Source organism: Pseudomonas sp. REST10 (assembly GCF_029542605.1).
In the GTDB taxonomy this organism is placed as follows: Bacteria; Pseudomonadota; Gammaproteobacteria; order Pseudomonadales; family Pseudomonadaceae; genus Aquipseudomonas; species Aquipseudomonas khazarica.
Window position 1 is genome coordinate 272,998 of record NZ_CP035677.1, and the last position, 15,417, is coordinate 288,414.

Annotated in this window: 15 protein-coding genes; 9 read left to right on the plus strand and 6 right to left on the minus strand. The window is 66.7% G+C overall.

Annotation, left to right across the window (positions count from 1 at the left end; translation table 11 throughout):
* Positions 1 to 40: 40 nt before the first annotated feature.
* Positions 41 to 547 (minus strand): peptide deformylase, encoded by a 507-nt coding sequence (def, locus tag EWH21_RS01265; RefSeq protein WP_013713230.1) that lies wholly within the window; start codon positions 545 to 547, stop codon positions 41 to 43.
* Positions 548 to 700: 153 nt separating this feature from the next.
* On the opposite strand from def, the gene EWH21_RS01270 reads away from it, so the two are divergent.
* The 3 genes from EWH21_RS01270 (at position 701) to EWH21_RS01280 (ending at position 3,745) form a co-directional block, all read left to right on the plus strand.
* A complete protein-coding gene (locus EWH21_RS01270; protein ID WP_037052257.1) occupies positions 701 to 1,738 on the plus strand; it encodes a LysM peptidoglycan-binding domain-containing protein in 1,038 nt (345 codons plus the stop codon).
* An 86-nt stretch (positions 1,739 to 1,824) separates the two neighbouring features.
* Entirely contained in the window at positions 1,825 to 2,940 is a 1,116-nt protein-coding gene (gene dprA, locus EWH21_RS01275) for a DNA-processing protein DprA (protein WP_277699614.1), read from the plus strand.
* 247 nt (positions 2,941 to 3,187) lie between these two features.
* Positions 3,188 to 3,745 (plus strand): L-threonylcarbamoyladenylate synthase, encoded by a 558-nt coding sequence (locus EWH21_RS01280; protein WP_037052251.1) that lies wholly within the window; start codon positions 3,188 to 3,190, stop codon positions 3,743 to 3,745.
* A gap of 65 nt (positions 3,746 to 3,810) precedes the next feature.
* On the opposite strand, the gene EWH21_RS01285 is transcribed toward EWH21_RS01280, so the two are convergent.
* Positions 3,811 to 4,788, minus strand: coding sequence for an NADPH:quinone reductase (locus EWH21_RS01285; protein WP_277699615.1), 978 nt, complete (start codon positions 4,786 to 4,788; stop codon positions 3,811 to 3,813).
* A gap of 148 nt (positions 4,789 to 4,936) precedes the next feature.
* On the opposite strand from EWH21_RS01285, the gene hemF reads away from it, so the two are divergent.
* From hemF to EWH21_RS01300, 3 genes are all read left to right on the plus strand, one after another.
* Complete coding sequence (hemF, locus tag EWH21_RS01290; protein ID WP_277699616.1) at positions 4,937 to 5,854, plus strand: oxygen-dependent coproporphyrinogen oxidase; 918 nt, start codon at positions 4,937 to 4,939, stop codon at positions 5,852 to 5,854.
* Between the two features lie 154 nt (positions 5,855 to 6,008).
* The gene (aroE, locus tag EWH21_RS01295; protein ID WP_277699617.1) at positions 6,009 to 6,830 is read left to right on the plus strand and encodes a shikimate dehydrogenase; all 822 of its coding nucleotides are present in this window, start codon (positions 6,009 to 6,011) and stop codon (positions 6,828 to 6,830) included.
* 10 nt (positions 6,831 to 6,840) lie between these two features.
* The gene (locus EWH21_RS01300) at positions 6,841 to 7,191 is read left to right on the plus strand and encodes a DOPA 4,5-dioxygenase family protein (RefSeq protein WP_277699618.1); all 351 of its coding nucleotides are present in this window, start codon (positions 6,841 to 6,843) and stop codon (positions 7,189 to 7,191) included.
* Between the two features lie 32 nt (positions 7,192 to 7,223).
* Here the strand turns inward: EWH21_RS01300 and EWH21_RS01305 are convergent, their stop codons facing one another.
* The 3 genes from EWH21_RS01305 to betC are packed head-to-tail and all read right to left on the minus strand — an operon-like array spanning position 7,224 to position 11,333.
* The gene (locus tag EWH21_RS01305; protein ID WP_277699619.1) at positions 7,224 to 8,795 is read right to left on the minus strand and encodes a SulP family inorganic anion transporter; all 1,572 of its coding nucleotides are present in this window, start codon (positions 8,793 to 8,795) and stop codon (positions 7,224 to 7,226) included.
* A 58-nt stretch (positions 8,796 to 8,853) separates the two neighbouring features.
* Positions 8,854 to 9,774 carry a choline ABC transporter substrate-binding protein gene (gene choX, locus EWH21_RS01310; RefSeq protein ID WP_150607375.1) on the minus strand — a complete coding sequence of 307 codons (921 nt, stop codon included), beginning with the start codon at positions 9,772 to 9,774 and terminating at the stop codon, positions 8,854 to 8,856.
* A 50-nt stretch (positions 9,775 to 9,824) separates the two neighbouring features.
* Positions 9,825 to 11,333 carry a choline-sulfatase gene (gene betC / locus EWH21_RS01315; RefSeq protein ID WP_277699620.1) on the minus strand — a complete coding sequence of 503 codons (1,509 nt, stop codon included), beginning with the start codon at positions 11,331 to 11,333 and terminating at the stop codon, positions 9,825 to 9,827.
* 113 nt (positions 11,334 to 11,446) lie between these two features.
* Here betC and EWH21_RS01320 point away from each other — a divergent pair, with 113 nt between their 5' ends.
* Positions 11,447 to 12,367: a LysR family transcriptional regulator gene (locus EWH21_RS01320; RefSeq protein WP_037052233.1), complete on the plus strand. Its 921-nt coding sequence runs from the start codon at positions 11,447 to 11,449 to the stop codon at positions 12,365 to 12,367.
* 91 nt (positions 12,368 to 12,458) lie between these two features.
* A complete protein-coding gene (gene pbpG, locus EWH21_RS01325) occupies positions 12,459 to 13,361 on the plus strand; it encodes a D-alanyl-D-alanine endopeptidase (RefSeq protein WP_047585263.1) in 903 nt (300 codons plus the stop codon).
* Positions 13,362 to 13,404: 43 nt separating this feature from the next.
* Here the strand turns inward: pbpG and EWH21_RS01330 are convergent, their stop codons facing one another.
* Positions 13,405 to 14,340 (minus strand): LysR substrate-binding domain-containing protein, encoded by a 936-nt coding sequence (locus tag EWH21_RS01330; protein ID WP_152487480.1) that lies wholly within the window; start codon positions 14,338 to 14,340, stop codon positions 13,405 to 13,407.
* A 224-nt stretch (positions 14,341 to 14,564) separates the two neighbouring features.
* Here EWH21_RS01330 and dkgB point away from each other — a divergent pair, with 224 nt between their 5' ends.
* Complete coding sequence (gene dkgB, locus EWH21_RS01335; protein ID WP_134676652.1) at positions 14,565 to 15,368, plus strand: 2,5-didehydrogluconate reductase DkgB; 804 nt, start codon at positions 14,565 to 14,567, stop codon at positions 15,366 to 15,368.
* The last annotated feature ends 49 nt before the right edge of the window (positions 15,369 to 15,417 follow it).

The window sequence follows — 15,417 nt, forward strand, 5'->3', positions numbered from 1 at the left end:
AAAAAGGCTTGCCGTGGCAAGCCTTTCGGGTAAACGGGGGTCAGGCACGCTGGCGATGCTGTTTTTCCAGCTTCTTCTTGATCCGGTCGCGCTTGAGGTTGGACAGGTAATCGACGAACAGCTTGCCATTGAGGTGATCGCACTCATGCTGGATGCACACCGCGAGCAGGCCTTCGGCGATCAGCTCGTAAGGCTGGCCATCGCGGTCCAGCGCCTTGATCTTGACCTTCTGCGGGCGATCGACGTTCTCATAGAAGCCGGGCACCGACAGGCAGCCTTCCTGGTACTGGTCCATCTCGTCGGTCAGCGATTCGAACTCGGGGTTGATGAACACCCGCGGCTCGGACTTGTCCTCGGACAGGTCCATGACCACTACGCGCTTATGCACGTTGACCTGGGTTGCGGCCAGGCCGATACCCGGAGCGTCATACATGGTCTCGAACATGTCATCGACCAGCTGACGGATGGAGTCGTCCACGACGTCCACCGGTTTAGCGATGGTACGCAGGCGTGGATCAGGAAATTCGAGGATATTCAGGATCGCCATATGCGTTTGTGATGCACTTGTGGAATAAAGTCAAAATCCGCTGCTAAGATGATGAACAGCATTGAAAAACGGCTTCACGCCGCGTATTCAGCGGGTTTGGCACGCGGCGCTAGGGCGCTTCACGTGAAGACACATAATAAAGGGATTCACCGTATGAGGAAATCACTACTCGCCTTGCTCCTGGCAGCTGGCGGAATGGCCCTGACCTGCATGGCTCAGGCCGCAGTGCAACTCAAGGACGGTCATCCGGACCGTTACACCGTCGTCAAGGGCGATACCCTCTGGGACATTTCCGGCAAGTTCCTCAGTCAGCCGTGGAAATGGCCGGAGATCTGGCACGCCAACCCGCAGGTGGCCAACCCGCACCTGATCTACCCCGGCGACACCCTGAATCTCGTCTACGTGGATGGCCAGCCGCGCCTGATGCTCAATCGCGGCGAGTCGCGTGGCACCATCAAGCTGTCGCCGCAGGTGCGCAGCACGCCGATGGCCCAGGCGATCCCGACCATTCCGCTGGAGGCGATCAACAGCTTCCTGCTGAGCAACCGCATCGTCGATACGCCCGAAGAGTTCAACGGCAAGCCCTACATCGTCGCCGGCAACGCCGAGCGCGTGGTCAGCGGCGCCGGTGACCGTGTCTATGCCCGTGGCCAGTTCGACGAGCAGAACCCGATCTACGGTGTGTTCCGCCAGGGCAAGACCTACACCGATCCGGATACCAAGGAATTCCTCGGTATCAACGCCGACGATATCGGCACCGGTGAGATCGTCGCCGAGGAAGGCGATATCGGCACCTTCGTGCTGAGCCGTTCGACCGAGGAAGTGCGCCTGGGCGACCGTCTGTTCCCCACCGAGGAGCGGGCGATCAACTCCTCCTTCATGCCCAGCGAGCCGACCAGCGAGATCAAGGGTGTGATTCTCGACGTGCCGCGTGGTGTCAGCCAGATCGGCCAGTTCGACGTGGTCACCCTGAACAAGGGTACCCGTGACGGCCTGGAGATCGGCAACGTGCTGGCAGTGTACAAGACCGGCGAGACCGTGCGCGATCGCGTGACCGGCGAGAACGTCAAGGTCCCGGACGAGCGCTCCGGCCTGCTGATGGTGTTCCGCACCTACGACAAGCTCAGTTATGGCCTGATCCTGCAGGCGAGCCGCCAACTGGCGGTGATGGACAAGGTTCGCAACCCGTAACACCCGACGAGCCCCGCTGATGCGGGGCTCGTGCTTTCTACCGGTGTCGCCAGGATGGCGACTGCACCGCTCAGGGAAGAATCGCCATGTCTGCGTCCCCCTCGCTGTCCCCCAGCATTTCTCCTGCCGAGCTCGAAGCGCGCCTGCGCCTGCATCTGTTGCCGGAGCTGGGGCCCCGTCGCTTTCGCAAATTGCTCAGTGCCTTCGCGAGTGCCTCGGCCGCGCTCAGTGCGCCGGCCAGTGCCTGGCGTTCGCTGGGCTTGCCGGCCGCCTGTGCCGAGCCGCGGCGCAGCGCCGAGATCCGTCAGCGGGCCACGGAGGCGCTGCGCTGGCTGGATGAGCCAGGCCAGCACCTGCTGATGTGGGACGATCCACGCTATCCGGCGCTGTTGGCGGAGCTGGCGGATGCACCGCCGCTGCTGTTCGTGGCGGGTGACCCTCTGGTGCTGGAGGCGCCGCAACTGGCGATGGTCGGCAGCCGCCGCGCATCGGCGCCGGGGCTGGACAACGCCCGTGCCTTCGCCCGCAGCCTGGCGGCGGGCGGTTTCGTGATAACCAGCGGCCTGGCCCTGGGGATCGACGGGGCGGCCCATCAGGGCGCGCTGGACGCGGGTGGCCGGACCGTCGCGGTGCTCGGCACCGGCCTGCAGCGCCTCTATCCGCGTCGCCATGAACGCCTGGCGAGGCAGATCGCCGAACAGGGCGGTGCGCTGGTTTCCGAGTTGCCGCTGGATTGCCCGCCCCAGGCGAGCAACTTCCCGCGGCGCAACCGCATCATCAGTGGCCTGTCGCTCGGGGTGCTGGTGGTCGAGGCCAGTCCGTCGAGCGGTTCGCTGATCACCGCCCGGCTGGCGGCCGAGCAGGGGCGCGAGGTCTACGCCATCCCCGGTTCGATTCATCATCCGGGCGCGCGTGGCTGCCACCAGCTGATTCGCGACGGCGCCACGCTGGTGGAGAGCACCGAGCATGTTCTGGAGGCCTTGCGGGGCTGGCACGCGTCACCCATCGCAGCCCCGCCGGCGCCGCCGGCCCGCGTCGAGCATCCGTTGCTGGCCCTGCTGCATGCCGCGCCGCACAGCACCGAGGCGCTGGTCCAGGCCAGTGGCTTGCCGCTGGCAGAGGTTCTCGCCGCCCTGACCGAGCTGGAGCTCGAGGGTCGGGTGTGCAGCGAGGCCGGGCGCTGGTTGGCGCGCCGGGCGTGAGCGACGTCTGCTGTTCGCCGCCGTGCGATCCGCGCATCCCCTTCTACCCGGCTGTCCGTAGGGTGGATGGCGCTTCATCCATCCACCAGGCCACATCAGGGGCAGTCGCCACGGCGCTTGCAGAAGGCGCCGGCGGCCCGCTTTATCGTGGCGCAGGCGCCGATGTGATCCCCGCATGGTCGCCGGGCTACAGTCGCCGCCCCGTCTTGGATAGACTGCCGGCCATTCGTTCAGCGGGAGACAGTCGATGGCCAGCAACTGGCAGATACAGCAAACGGCGCGTGTGGTGCGTGAGGGTGGCGTCATCGCCTATCCGACCGAGGCGGTCTGGGGGTTGGGCTGCGACCCGTGGAACGAAGAGGCGGTGGACCGACTGCTGGCGCTCAAGGAGCGCCCGATGCACAAGGGGCTGATTCTGGTGGCCGATGCCATCGAACAGTTCGACTTCCTGCTCGGGGACCTGCCCGACGTCTGGCAGGAGCGCCTGGCCGGCAGCTGGCCGGGACCGAACACCTGGCTGGTGCCGCATCAGAACCGTCTGCCCGAATGGGTCACCGGCATGCATGACACCGTCGCCCTGCGCGTCACCGATCACCCGCTGGTGCGCGCGCTATGCCGTTACACCGGGCCGCTGATCTCCACGTCGGCCAATCCGGCTGGCCGCCCGTCGGCGCGTTCGCGCCTGCGCGTCGAGCAGTATTTCCCCGGTGAGCTGGACAAGGTGCTGGGTGGCGCATTGGGTGGTCGACGCAACCCCAGCCTGATCCGTGACCTGCGCACGGGCGATGTGATCCGCCCGTCCTGAAGCGCTGAAAGCTCGCGGCTAAAGCCGCTCCCACACGTGGCCCGGAGTGCATCCGGGTCACTGGCTCAGGGCAGCAGGATGGTCGAGCCGGTGGTCTGCCGCGAGCTCAGTGCGTCCTGCGCGGCGGCGGCGTCCTTCAGTGCGTAGCGGCTGCTGATCTCCACCTGCAGCTGGCCGCTGGCGATCATGCCGAACAGCTCGTCGGCCATGGCCTGCAGGCGCTCGGCGCTGGTGGCATAGCCGGCCAGGGTCGGGCGGGTGACGAACAGCGAGCCCTTCTGCGCCAGGATCCCCAGGTTGACCCCGGTGACCGCACCCGAGGCGTTGCCGAAGCTGACCAGCAGGCCGCGCGGCGCCACGCAGTCCAGCGAGGTTTCCCAGGTGTCCTTGCCGACGCCGTCATAGACCACCGGGCACTTGGCCCCGTCGGTCAGCTCCAGCACGCGCTGCGCCACGTTCTCATGGCTGTAGTCGATGGTCGCCCAGGCGCCCTGCTCCCTGGCGCGTGCGGCCTTCTGCGCCGAGCTGACGGTGCCGATCAGCCTGACGCCCAGCGCCCTCGCCCACTGGCAGGCGAAGGAACCGACACCACCGGCGGCGGCATGGAAGAGGATGGTCTCGCCGCTCTTCAATTCGCAGGTCTGGCGCAGCAGGTACTGCACGGTCAGGCCCTTGAGCATCACTGCGGCGGCCTGCTCGAAGCTGATGCCGTCCGGCAGCTTCACCAGCTTCTCGGCGGGCAGCACGTGCAGCTCGCTGTAGGCGCCGAGCGGGCCAGTGGCGTAGGCGACGCGGTCGCCCACGGCGAAGCCGCTGACCTCGCTGCCCACCGCCTCGACCACGCCGGCACCCTCGGTACCCAGGCTCGAAGGCAGGGTCGGTGGCTGGTACAGGCCGCTGCGGAAATAGGTGTCGATGAAGTTCAGGCCGATGGCCTGGTTGGCCACTCGCACTTCGCGCGGGCCCGGGGCGGCCGGCTGGTAGTCACGGTACTCGAGCACGTCGCTGCCGCCGTGCTGGCTGAACTGAATGCGCTTGGCCATCTCCGATTCCTTGTCTGTCATGAGCCGCCAGCTGGCGGCGAAAGGACCTATCCAATCCTCCCGATTGACTGACGTCAACTGCGGAGCGGGGTTGTCGAGTGCTATGCTGCCCTCCGATTTCGACCTGCTCCCTGTTCAAGGTGCCGCCGTGACTGACCGTACCGAGGCCGTTAAGGCCTATCTGCTCGACCTGCAAGACCGTATCTGCTCCGCCCTGCAAACCGAAGACGGCCAGGCCGTGTTCATCGAGGATGCCTGGCAGCGTCCGGCCGGCGGCGGTGGCCGCACGCGGGTGATCGAGAACGGCGCGCTGATCGAGAAAGGCGGGGTCAACTTCTCCCACGTGTTCGGCGACAGCCTGCCGCCCTCGGCCAGCGCCCACCGTCCGGAACTGGCCGGACGTGGTTTCCAGGCTCTCGGCGTGTCGCTGGTGATCCACCCGGAAAACCCTCATGTGCCCACCTCGCACGCCAACGTGCGCTTCTTCAGCGCCGAGAGGGAAGGCGAGGAACCGGTGTGGTGGTTCGGTGGCGGCTTCGACCTGACGCCCTACTACGCCAACGAGGAAGACTGCGTGTTCTGGCACCAGGTCGCGCATGACGCCTGTGCGCCGTTCGGTGCCGAGGTGTACGCGAAGTACAAGGCCTGGTGCGACCGCTACTTCCACCTCAAGCACCGTGGCGAGCCGCGCGGTATCGGCGGGCTGTTCTTCGATGACCTCAACGAGTGGGATTTCGACACCTGCTTCGCCTTCATCCGCGCCATCGGCGATGCCTACATCGAGGCTTACCTGCCCATCGTGCAGCGCCGCAAACTGACCCCCTTCGGTGAGCGCGAGCGCGAGTTCCAGGCGTTCCGTCGTGGCCGCTACGTCGAGTTCAACCTGGTGTTCGACCGTGGCACCCTGTTCGGCCTGCAGTCCGGCGGGCGTACCGAGTCGATCCTCATGTCGCTGCCGCCGCACGTGCGCTGGGGTTACGACTGGAAGCCGGAGCCGGGCAGTGAAGAAGCACGCCTGACCGAGTACTTCCTCACCGACCGCGATTGGTTGTCGACCAATCCATGATGTAGCCCGGATGTAGTCCGGGGCCATTCCATGAGCGCTCCCGGATTGCATCCGGGCTACGAGTCATCCCCGCACCCGTAGGAGCCCGCTTGCGGGCGATCTGGCTGCAGAGCGAATCGCCAGCAAGCTGGCTCCTACACAGATAGGATTTTCCATGGACCGCTACTGCGTCTTCGGCAACCCCATCGGCCATAGCAAGTCGCCGCTGATCCATCGTCTGTTCGCCGAACAGACCGGGCAGGCGCTGACCTACGAGGCGCGCCTGGCGCCCCTCGATGACTTCGTCGGCGATGCCCGTGCCTTCTTCGCGGAAGGCCTTGGCGGCAACGTTACCGTGCCCTTCAAGGAAGAGGCCTTTCGCCTTGCCGACGAGCTGACCGAGCGCGCCCGCCGGGCCGGCGCGGTGAATACCCTGAAGAAGCTGGAGGACGGTCGCCTGCTCGGCGACAACACCGACGGCGCCGGGCTGACCCGCGACCTGCAGGACAACGCCGGTTTCAGCCTGGCCGGCAAGCGCATCCTCGTGCTGGGTGCCGGTGGCGCCGTGCGCGGCGTGCTCGAGCCCTTCCTGGCGCAGCGCCCGGAGAGCCTGGTGGTGGCCAACCGCACGCTGTGCAAGGCGGAGAAACTGGTGCTGGAGTTCACCGAGCTGGGTCCGCTGAAGGCCGTCGGCTTCGACTGGATCGACGCGCCGGTCGACCTGATCGTCAACGGCACCTCGGCCAGCCTCGGCGGCGAGTTGCCGCCGATTGCACCGAGCCTGATCCAGCCCGGCCACACGGTGTGCTACGACATGATGTACGGCCGCGAGCCGACCGCCTTCAACCGCTGGGCCGCCGAGCAAGGTGCGGCGCAGTGCCTGGACGGCCTCGGCATGCTGGTCGAGCAGGCTGCCGAGGCCTTCGCGCTGTGGCGCGGCGTGCGCCCCGACACGGCGCCGGTGCTGGCCGAGCTGCGTCGTCAACTGATGGCCTGAGGAGCGGCAGATGGACGAAATGGTGCGTATCAGTGGTTACCATGCCCACGTCTATTTCGATGCCGGCACGCTGGAGCAGGCGCGCGCCCTCTGCGAGGACGCGGCGAAGCGCTTTCCAGTGAAGATGGGGCGGGTGCACGAACGTCTGGTCGGGCCGCATCCGTGCTGGAGTTGCCAGCTGGCCTTCCGCGCCGACCTGTTCGCCGACCTGGTGCCCTGGCTGATGCTCAACCGTGGCGGCCTGGACGTCCTGCTGCACCCGATCACCGGCAACGAACTGCGCGACCATCGTGACTGCGCGATGTGGATCGGGCGTTCGCACGTGCTGGATCTGAGCGTGCTCGATGACGCCGAGGACTGAGGGTCAGCCGCGCAGGGTTCGACGCCGCTCACTCAGTCTTCGAACTGCACCGGGCAGTGCTCCGCGCCTTCCAGCTTGAGAATCTCCTCGATCACCTGGGGCCGCGCCTGACGCAGCACCAGGCTGCGCTGCAGGGCCTGCAGGCGGCGCGCTTCCTGATGCAGCATCTCCACCCCGGCGTAGTCGATGAAGTTGATGTGCCGCGCGTCGATCACCAGGCGCTGGCCACGGCTGCGCTGCAGCAACTGCTGGATGTACTGGCAGGCGCCGAAGAAGATCGAGCCATCGATGCGCAGCACCTCGTCGTCGCCGTCATGCCACAGGCGTACGCGCGGCTGCGAGGTGCGCTTGAGGTAGAAGAACAGCGATGCCAGCACGCCGGCGTAGATCGCTGTCTGCAGTTCCAGCACCAGGGTGGCGGCGAAGGTCAGCAGCATCACCGCGAACTCGGAGCGGCTGACCCGGCGCAGTGCCCGAATCGCCGGCAGGTCCACCAGCCCCCAGCAGATCAGCAGGATGCCTGCGGCCATCACCGGCAGCGGGATGTGGGTCAGCAGCGCCGCACCGAACACGGCGAACAGGGCCACCAGCAAGGCCGAGAAGATCCCCGCCAGGGGGGTGCGCGCACCCGCCTGCAGGTTCAGCGCCGAGCGGGTGAAGGAGCCGGCCGACAGCGAGCCGGAGAACCACGGGCCGACGATGTTCGACAGACCCTGGGCGCGCACTTCCTGGTTGGCGTCGAGGAACTGATGCGATTTCACCGCCAGGGCGCGGGCGATGGACAGGCTGGTGACCAGCCCGAGCATGCCGCAGGCCACCGCAGCAGGCAGCAGGCGCAGGACGTCGTCGAGGTCGAAGCTGAGTATCGTCAGTGGCGGCAGGCTGCCGGCGAAGGGGGCGACCAGGGCGATCTCCCCGGCCAGGTGCGTCGGTAGCAGCCAGGCCACCAGGCTGCCGCCGACCAGGCCGATCAGCAGTGCCGGTGCCTTGGGCCAGAAATGCCGGATGGCGACGCTCAGCAGCAGGGTGAAGGCGGCCAGCGCCAGGCTGGGCCAGTGTGTCTCGGGCAGGTGCTGGCCGATCTGCAGCAGGCTGCTCAGCGCGGTGGCCTGGCTGGGCATTTCCACGCCCAGCAGGTTGGGGACCTGGCCGAGGGCGATGACCAGCGCCGCGCCGAGGGTGAAGCCGAGCACCACCGATTGCGAGACGAAGTTGACCAGCGCGCCGAAGCGCAGCAGGCCGAGCAGCCACTGGAACAGGCCGGCGAGAAAGGTCAGCAGCAACACCAGGGCGATGAATTCTTCGCTGCCCATGCGCGCCATGGGGCTGACGCTGGTGAACAGCACGATGGAGATGGCCGCCGTCGGCCCGCAGATCAGGTGCCAGGACGAGCCCCACAGGCAGGCGATGATCACCGGCACGATGGCGGCGTACAGGCCGTATTCGGCCGGCAGCCCGGCGATCAGGGCATAGGCCAGCGATTGCGGCAGGGCCAGGATGGCGCCGGTCAGGCCCACCAGCAGGTCGTTGCCCAGGGTCTTGCGGCTGGTGCCAGGCAGCCAGAGCAGAAACGGCAACAGGGTCTGTCGATCGGGTAGGCGCATGGTCAGGGTCGAGGGTGGGCCGCAGGCGACTCCACCCTACTCACTTGTGTCGGCTAATTCAAAGCCGGGCTTTCACCGCTGCCAGGCCGTCGCCACCGTCACGGGTGGTCACGCCCTGCAGCCAGCCGTCGAGCACCTGCGGGTTGGCCTTGAGCCAGGCCTTGATCGCGGCATCGTTGCTGGCCTCCTTGCTCAGCACCTGGTCCATGATGCTGTTCTCCATGTCCTGGGTGAAGGCGAGGTTGCTCATCAGCTTGCCGACATTGGGGCACTGCGCGGCATAGCCCTTGCGCGCCAGGGTGTTGACCTGGCCGCTGTCACCGAAGTACTTCTCGCCGCCGCGCAGGTACTGCATGTCGTACTGCACGTTCATCGGGTGCGGGGTCCAGCCGAGGAACACCACGAACTGCTCGCGCTTCACCGCGCGGCCGACCTGCACCAGCATCGCCTGCTCGCTGGACTCCACCAGCTTCCAGTCGCCCAGGCCGAACTCGTCAGTGGCGATCATCTGCTTGATCGACTCGTTGGCGGGGGAGCCGGAGGCGATGCCGTAGAGCTTCCTGCCGAACTGGTCGGCGTGCTTGTCGAGGTCGGCGAAGGTCTTCACTCCCGCCTCATAGGCATAGCTCGGAACCGCCAGGGTGTACTCGGTGCCCTCGAGGTTCTGCGCCAGCTTGTCCACCTCGCCGCTGGCGACGAACTTGTCGTAGTTGCTCTGCTGCGCCGGCATCCAGTTGCCGAGGAACACGTCGACCTGGCCCTTCTGCAGCCCGGCGAAGATGATCGGCACGGCCAGGGTCTGGCTTTTTGCCGTGTAGCCCAGGCCTTCGAGCAGGAAGCTGGCGATGCCGTTGGTCACGGCGATGTCGCTCCAGCCCGGATCACCCAGCTTGACCGTGGAGCAGGCTGCGTCCTCGGCCCAGACATTGCCGGCGCTGCAGAGCGCGGTGGCGAGTAACAGCACGCTGAATCGGTTCATGGCGTCTCTCCTTTTTTCTTCTGTTTTGGGGGGCGGCAGTCGGTAAAGGTTCATACCTGAGGGAAGCGCGCGCGGCGTTCCAGGTCGTCGAGGTCGATGTGGTTGCGCATGTACTGCTGGCTGGCGTCGACCCAGGGCTGGTGGTCCCAGCTGGTCAGCCGGCCCTGGCTCAGGGCGGCGGCGACCAGGCGCCGGCGGCGCTGGCTGGCCAGGGTGGCGGCATGGATCGCCGCCAGGTCCCAGCGCTCACGGGCTTCGGCGAGAAAGCCGGCGACGGTGCTGCGATGCGCGCTGCTCTCGGCGAGGTTGTGCTGCTCCTGCGGATCCGCATGCAGGTCGAACAGCAGCAGCGGGTCGCGCTCGGAGTAGACGAATTTCCACGGCCCTCGGCGGATCATCATCAGCGGGCTGTCGGTGCCCTCGGCCATGTATTCGCCGAGCACCTCGTCATGCCCGCCCTCGCCCTTGAGGTGCGGCAGTAGCGAGCGCCCCTCCAGTTCCAGGTCGGCATCGAGCTGGCCGCCGGCGAGTTCCACCAGGGTCGGCAGCAGGTCGAGGGTCGACACCGACTGGCTGACCCGCTGCGCGGCGAAGCGCTGCGGCGCGTGCACCAGCAGTGGCACGCGGGCGGACATCTCGAACCAGTGCATCTTGTACCAGAGGCCGCGCTCGCCAAGCATGTCGCCATGGTCGCCGGAGAAGACGATCAGGGTGTCCTCGGCCAGGCCACACTCTTCCAGGGTCTTCAGCAGCTTGCCGATGTTGTCGTCGATATAGCTGCAGGAGCCGAAGTAGGCGCGCCGCGCATCGCGGATCTTGTCCTCGGGCAACGGCTTGTCCCACAGGTCGATGACCTTCAGCAGGCGCTGCGAGTGCGGGTCCTGCTCGCTCTGCACGATGTGCTGGCGCGGCATGGGGATGTCCACGCCCTCGTAGCGATCCCAGTACTCGCGCGGGATGGTGTAGGGGTCGTGCGGGTGGGTCATCGACACGGTCAGGCAGAACGGCTGCTCGGGTGTCAGGCGCACGTGGTCGTAGAGGTACTGGCGCGCCTTGAACACCACTTCCTCGTCGAAGTCGAGCTGGTTGCTGCGCACGCAGGGGCCGGCCTGCAGCACCGACGACATGTTGTGGTACCAGGTGGCACGCGTGTCCGGCTCGTCCCAGTTCACCGCCCAGCCGTAGTCCGCCGGGTAGATGTCGCTGGTCAGGCGCTCCTCGTAGCCGTGCAGCTGGTCCGGGCCGCAGAAGTGCATCTTGCCCGACAGCGCCGTGCGGTAGCCGAGGCGACGCAGGTAATGGGCGTAGGTCGGCACGTCGGCGGGCAGGTCGGCGGCGTTGTCGTAGGCGCCGATCTTCGACGGCAGGCGGCCGCTGACCAGGGTGAAGCGCGAGGGCGCGCAGAGCGGGCTGTTGCAGTAGGCCGAGTCGAACACCACGGCCTGCTCGGCCAGCTTCATCAGGTTGGGCATCTGCACCGGCGAGGCGGCATCGTGCAGGGGCAGGATCGGCGCGGCCATCTGGTCGGCCATGATGAAGAGGATGTTCGGGCGTTTCATGGCGGCGGGTATTCCATACTGTTGGTTTATGCGACAGTGCTGGGGCCATGATTCCGGTAGAACCCCGACAGGGTAAACCCGGCTGAGAAACATGCCTCGGATAAGCAGAACTTATGTTTAAAGCCATCGATGGCCTGTCCCTCGACGCCTTGCGGGTGTTCGAGTCGGCCGCGCGCCAGCTGAGCTTCACGGCGGCCGCGAACGAACTGGGCAGCAGCCAGCCGGCCATCAGCCAGCAGATCAAGCGCCTGGAGCAGCAACTGGCCACGCGCCTGTTCGACCGTGTCTACCGCGGCATCGTGCTGACCGAGGCGGGCGAGCTGCTGCTGGCTCACGTGCAGGAGGGCCTGGCCAGTCTCGACGCCGGACTGGCGGCGGTCACCGCACGGCAGCAGCACGAGGTGCTGCAGGTGGCCACCGACTTCGCCTTCGCCGCCTATTGGCTGATGCCACGCCTGCAGCGTTTCAACCGCCTGTACCCGGAGGTGGACGTCAGCCTGATCACCAGCGAGCGCGATCCGGCCACGGTACCCAGCGACATCGATGTGGCGATCCGCTTTGGCGATGGCCGCTTCAAGCACGGCGAGGCGCACCTGCTGTTTCGCGAGGAGGTGTTTCCGGTGTGCAGCCCGCGCCTGCTGGGCGAGCGCCAGCCGCCGTTACCGGTTGCGGCGCTGGCCGAGCTGCCCCTGCTGCACCTGCGCCCCGAGCACCGCTCGCGCTGGTTCGACTGGGACGGGCTGTTCCGCGCACTGGGCATCAGCAGCCTGCCCACGCCCGGCGCGCTGCGCTTCGACAACTACACCCTGCTGATCCAGGCGGCCATTGCCGGCCAGGGGGTGGCCATCGGCTGGCGCCACCTGGTCGACGAACTGCTGGCCCAGGGCCTACTCTGTCGTCTGGGTGATGCCGAAGCGCAGTCGGCGTTCGGTTATTACCTGGTATTGCCCGAGCGCAAGCGGCGCCAGCGCCTCACCGCGCGCTTCGTCGACTGGTTGCAGGCCGAGCTGGATGCGCCAGGCGCAAGTGTTTGATCGGGCCATACTGCAAGAGCGCGGGCACAATCCCTATACTGGTTGTTGCCGCCATCTCGTCGGCCTCCTCATACAACCGGTGAAGTGAACCGTGAAATTCCGTCATTCGATTTTAGGCTTGCTGCTGTGCGGCAGCCTTGCAGTTTCGAACCTTCAGGCTGCGCCTGTTCAGCCCCAGCAGGAGCTGGCTGCCGGTAGCGCGCTGTTAGTGGATCTGAAGACCGGAAAGGAACTCTATTCCAGCAACCCCGACCTGCGTCTGCCGATCGCTTCGGTGACCAAGCTGATGACCGCCATGGTCACCCTCGACGCCAAGCTGCCGCTGGACGAGGTGCTGCCGGTCAACATCCGCGACACCAAGGAAATGCAGGGCGTGTTCTCGCGCGTGCGCGTGGGCAGCGAGCTCAGCCGTCGCGACATGCTGCACCTGGCGCTGATGTCCTCGGAGAATCGCGCGGCGGCCAGCCTCGCCCATCACTATCCGGGTGGCCAGGTCGCCTTCATCAGGGCGATGAACGCCAAGGCGAAGGCCCTGGGCATGAACCGCAGCCACTTCGTCGAGCCCACCGGCCTCTCCGAGGAGAACGTGTCCACCGCCCGCGACCTGGCATTGATGGTCAAGGCCGCAGCCCAGTATCCGCTGATCCACCAGTTCACCACGGACTCGGAAGCCACCGTGGCCTTTCGCAAGCCCAACTACACCCTGGGCTTTCGCAACACCAATGCCCTGGTGCGCAAGGCCGACTGGAACATCAACCTGAGCAAGACCGGCTTCACCAATGCCGCCGGTCGGTGCCTGGTGATGGCCACCACCATGGCCAATCGTTCGGTGGCGTTCGTCGTGCTCGGCGCGTTCGGCAAGTACACCCACATGGCCGACGCCAACCGCCTCAAGCGCTGGATGGAGACCGGCAAGGTCACGCCGGTGCCGGCAGCGGCGCTCAGCTACAAGCAGCAGAAGCTCGCCGAGTGGAGCCTGCAGGCGGCGCAGTGAGCGTTTGGCGGGACAAGGGGGCGACTCGCTGAGTCGCCCTTTTTCATCGTGCCTCGGGTGCGTTGCCGGGGTTGTTCCTGCCGCCTTGGCCCGGGTCACCCAGGTGTTCGCTGAGAAAGTCCAGAAAGCAGGTGATGCGTGAGGCCAGCGCGGTGTTGCGGTAGTACACCGCATTGATCGGCTGGCGCACCTCCACGCGTTGTTCGGCCAGCACCTCCACCAGCGCGCCACGGGCGCGGGCCGCGTCTGTCATGAAGTCCGACAGGCACACCAGCCCTTCGCCGGCCAGGGCCAGTTCGAGCATGGTGTCGCCGCTGGAGGCGCGCAGGCTCGGGGTGATCCGCCAGCGCTCGCCGAGGGCATGGCGCAGTGGCCATTCATTCAGGCTGTCGGGTTCGGTGAAGCCGATCAGGCAGTGCCCCTGCAGGTCTTCGCTGCGCGCCGGGTGGCCATGCCTGCGCAGGTACTCCGGGCTGGCCAGCACGCGTCGGCGGCTGTGATACAGCGGTCGGGCATGCAGGCTGGAGTCCGGCAGGTGACCGATGCGGATGGCCAGGTCGGTACGCCGCTCGAGCAGGTCGATGATGCGGTCGTCGCTGTTCAGCTCCAGCTCGATCTGCGGGTAACGTGTGCGAAACTCGCCGATCAGCGGAACGATCACGTGCAGCATGAAGGGCGAGGCGGTGTTGATGCGCAGGCGCCCGGCGGGTGCCTGGCGACGCAGGGCCATCTGCTCCTCGGCCTCCTCCACGCTGGCGAGGATGCGCCGGGCCTGGGCGAGGAACAGCTCGCCCTCCTCGGTCAGCTCCAGGCGTCTCGTGGTACGGCGCAGCAGGGTCACCGCGAGCTTTTCTTCCAGGCGGCTGAGGGCGCGGCTGACGCCGGAGGCGGTCTGCTCCAGCTGTTCGGCGGCGGCGCTGATCGAGCCGCTGTCGACCACGCTGACGAAGGCGAGCATTTCTTCCAGGCTGGTCTTCATTGTTGAACTTCAGTCAAAGGTGTTTGCCAGGTTGTCGGCTTTTTCCGCATGAGTCTGGCCCGGATACTGCGTCTCCAGCAAGCCTGCTCGCCCTGTCTGGCCGGGCGCCATGTGCATCCTGGCTGCGGCCGTGCAACTTTTCCCGCAGTGAGCGGGCCGAACCTTTCATTCCCTGAGCCACTCCGCGCTCGGTAAGCGCTGCGCAACCCATGAGGAGACCCGTCATGACATTTCTTCCCCCTGTCGGCCTTGGCACATTCCGCCTCAAGGACCAGGTCGCCATCGACGCTGTGCGCAGCGGCCTCGAACTGGGCTACCGGCATGTCGACACCGCGCAAGCCTACGGCAACGAAGCGGCGGTCGGTCAGGCCATCGCCGAGAGTGGCGTGGCCCGCGACGAGCTGTTCGTCACCACCAAGGTCTGGACCGAGAACCTCGGCCGTGGCCGGGTGCTCGCCAGCCTGCAGGAGAGCCTGCAACGCCTGGCTCTGCAGCGCGTCGACCTGACGTTGATCCACTGGCCATCGCCGAACGACGAGATTCCCGTGGCGCAGTACCTGGAGGAACTGCTGGAGGCCAAGCGTCAGGGGCTGACATCGGCCATCGGTGTCTCCAACTTCACCATCGCCCATCTGCGCGAGGCCATCGCTGCGGTGGGTGTCGAGGAGATCGCGACCAACCAGGTGGAAATCCATCCGCTGCTGCAGAACCGCAAACTGGTCGATTTCGCCCGCCAGCAGGGCATCCACCTGACGGCCTACATGCCGCTGGCCTACGGCAAGGTGCTGGTCGAGCCGGAGATCCAGCGCATCGCTGCCGCGCATGGCGCCAGCCCGGCGCAGGTGGCCCTGGCCTGGTCGCTGCAGCAGGGCTATGCGGTGATTCCGTCGTCGACCAAACGCGAGAACCTGGCCGCCAACCTGGCCGCCGCCGACCTGCGCCTGAGCGACGCCGACATGGCCGCCATCGCCACCCTGGAGCGCGCTGAGCGGGTGGCCAACCCGGGCTTCGCGCCGCGCTGGGATTGAGCTTGCCGGTCCGCGCGAGTGACGTCAGCGCGGGGCCCATGCGAGAAGC

Coding starts and splice junctions, on each gene's coding strand:
- EWH21_RS01300 (WP_277699618.1), top strand. CDS start 6,841: ATGGACGAAATGGTGCGTATCAGTGGTTACCATGCCCACGTCTATTTC.
- EWH21_RS01280 (WP_037052251.1), top strand. CDS start 3,188: ATGGCCAGCAACTGGCAGATACAGCAAACGGCGCGTGTGGTGCGTGAG.
- EWH21_RS01285 (WP_277699615.1), bottom strand. CDS start 4,788: ATGGCCAAGCGCATTCAGTTCAGCCAGCACGGCGGCAGCGACGTGCTC.
- def (WP_013713230.1), bottom strand. CDS start 547: ATGGCGATCCTGAATATCCTCGAATTTCCTGATCCACGCCTGCGTACC.
- betC (WP_277699620.1), bottom strand. CDS start 11,333: ATGAAACGCCCGAACATCCTCTTCATCATGGCCGACCAGATGGCCGCG.
- EWH21_RS01320 (WP_037052233.1), top strand. CDS start 11,447: ATGTTTAAAGCCATCGATGGCCTGTCCCTCGACGCCTTGCGGGTGTTC.
- EWH21_RS01305 (WP_277699619.1), bottom strand. CDS start 8,795: ATGCGCCTACCCGATCGACAGACCCTGTTGCCGTTTCTGCTCTGGCTG.
- EWH21_RS01330 (WP_152487480.1), bottom strand. CDS start 14,340: ATGAAGACCAGCCTGGAAGAAATGCTCGCCTTCGTCAGCGTGGTCGAC.
- dprA (WP_277699614.1), top strand. CDS start 1,825: ATGTCTGCGTCCCCCTCGCTGTCCCCCAGCATTTCTCCTGCCGAGCTC.
- aroE (WP_277699617.1), top strand. CDS start 6,009: ATGGACCGCTACTGCGTCTTCGGCAACCCCATCGGCCATAGCAAGTCG.
- choX (WP_150607375.1), bottom strand. CDS start 9,774: ATGAACCGATTCAGCGTGCTGTTACTCGCCACCGCGCTCTGCAGCGCC.
- dkgB (WP_134676652.1), top strand. CDS start 14,565: ATGACATTTCTTCCCCCTGTCGGCCTTGGCACATTCCGCCTCAAGGAC.
- EWH21_RS01270 (WP_037052257.1), top strand. CDS start 701: ATGAGGAAATCACTACTCGCCTTGCTCCTGGCAGCTGGCGGAATGGCC.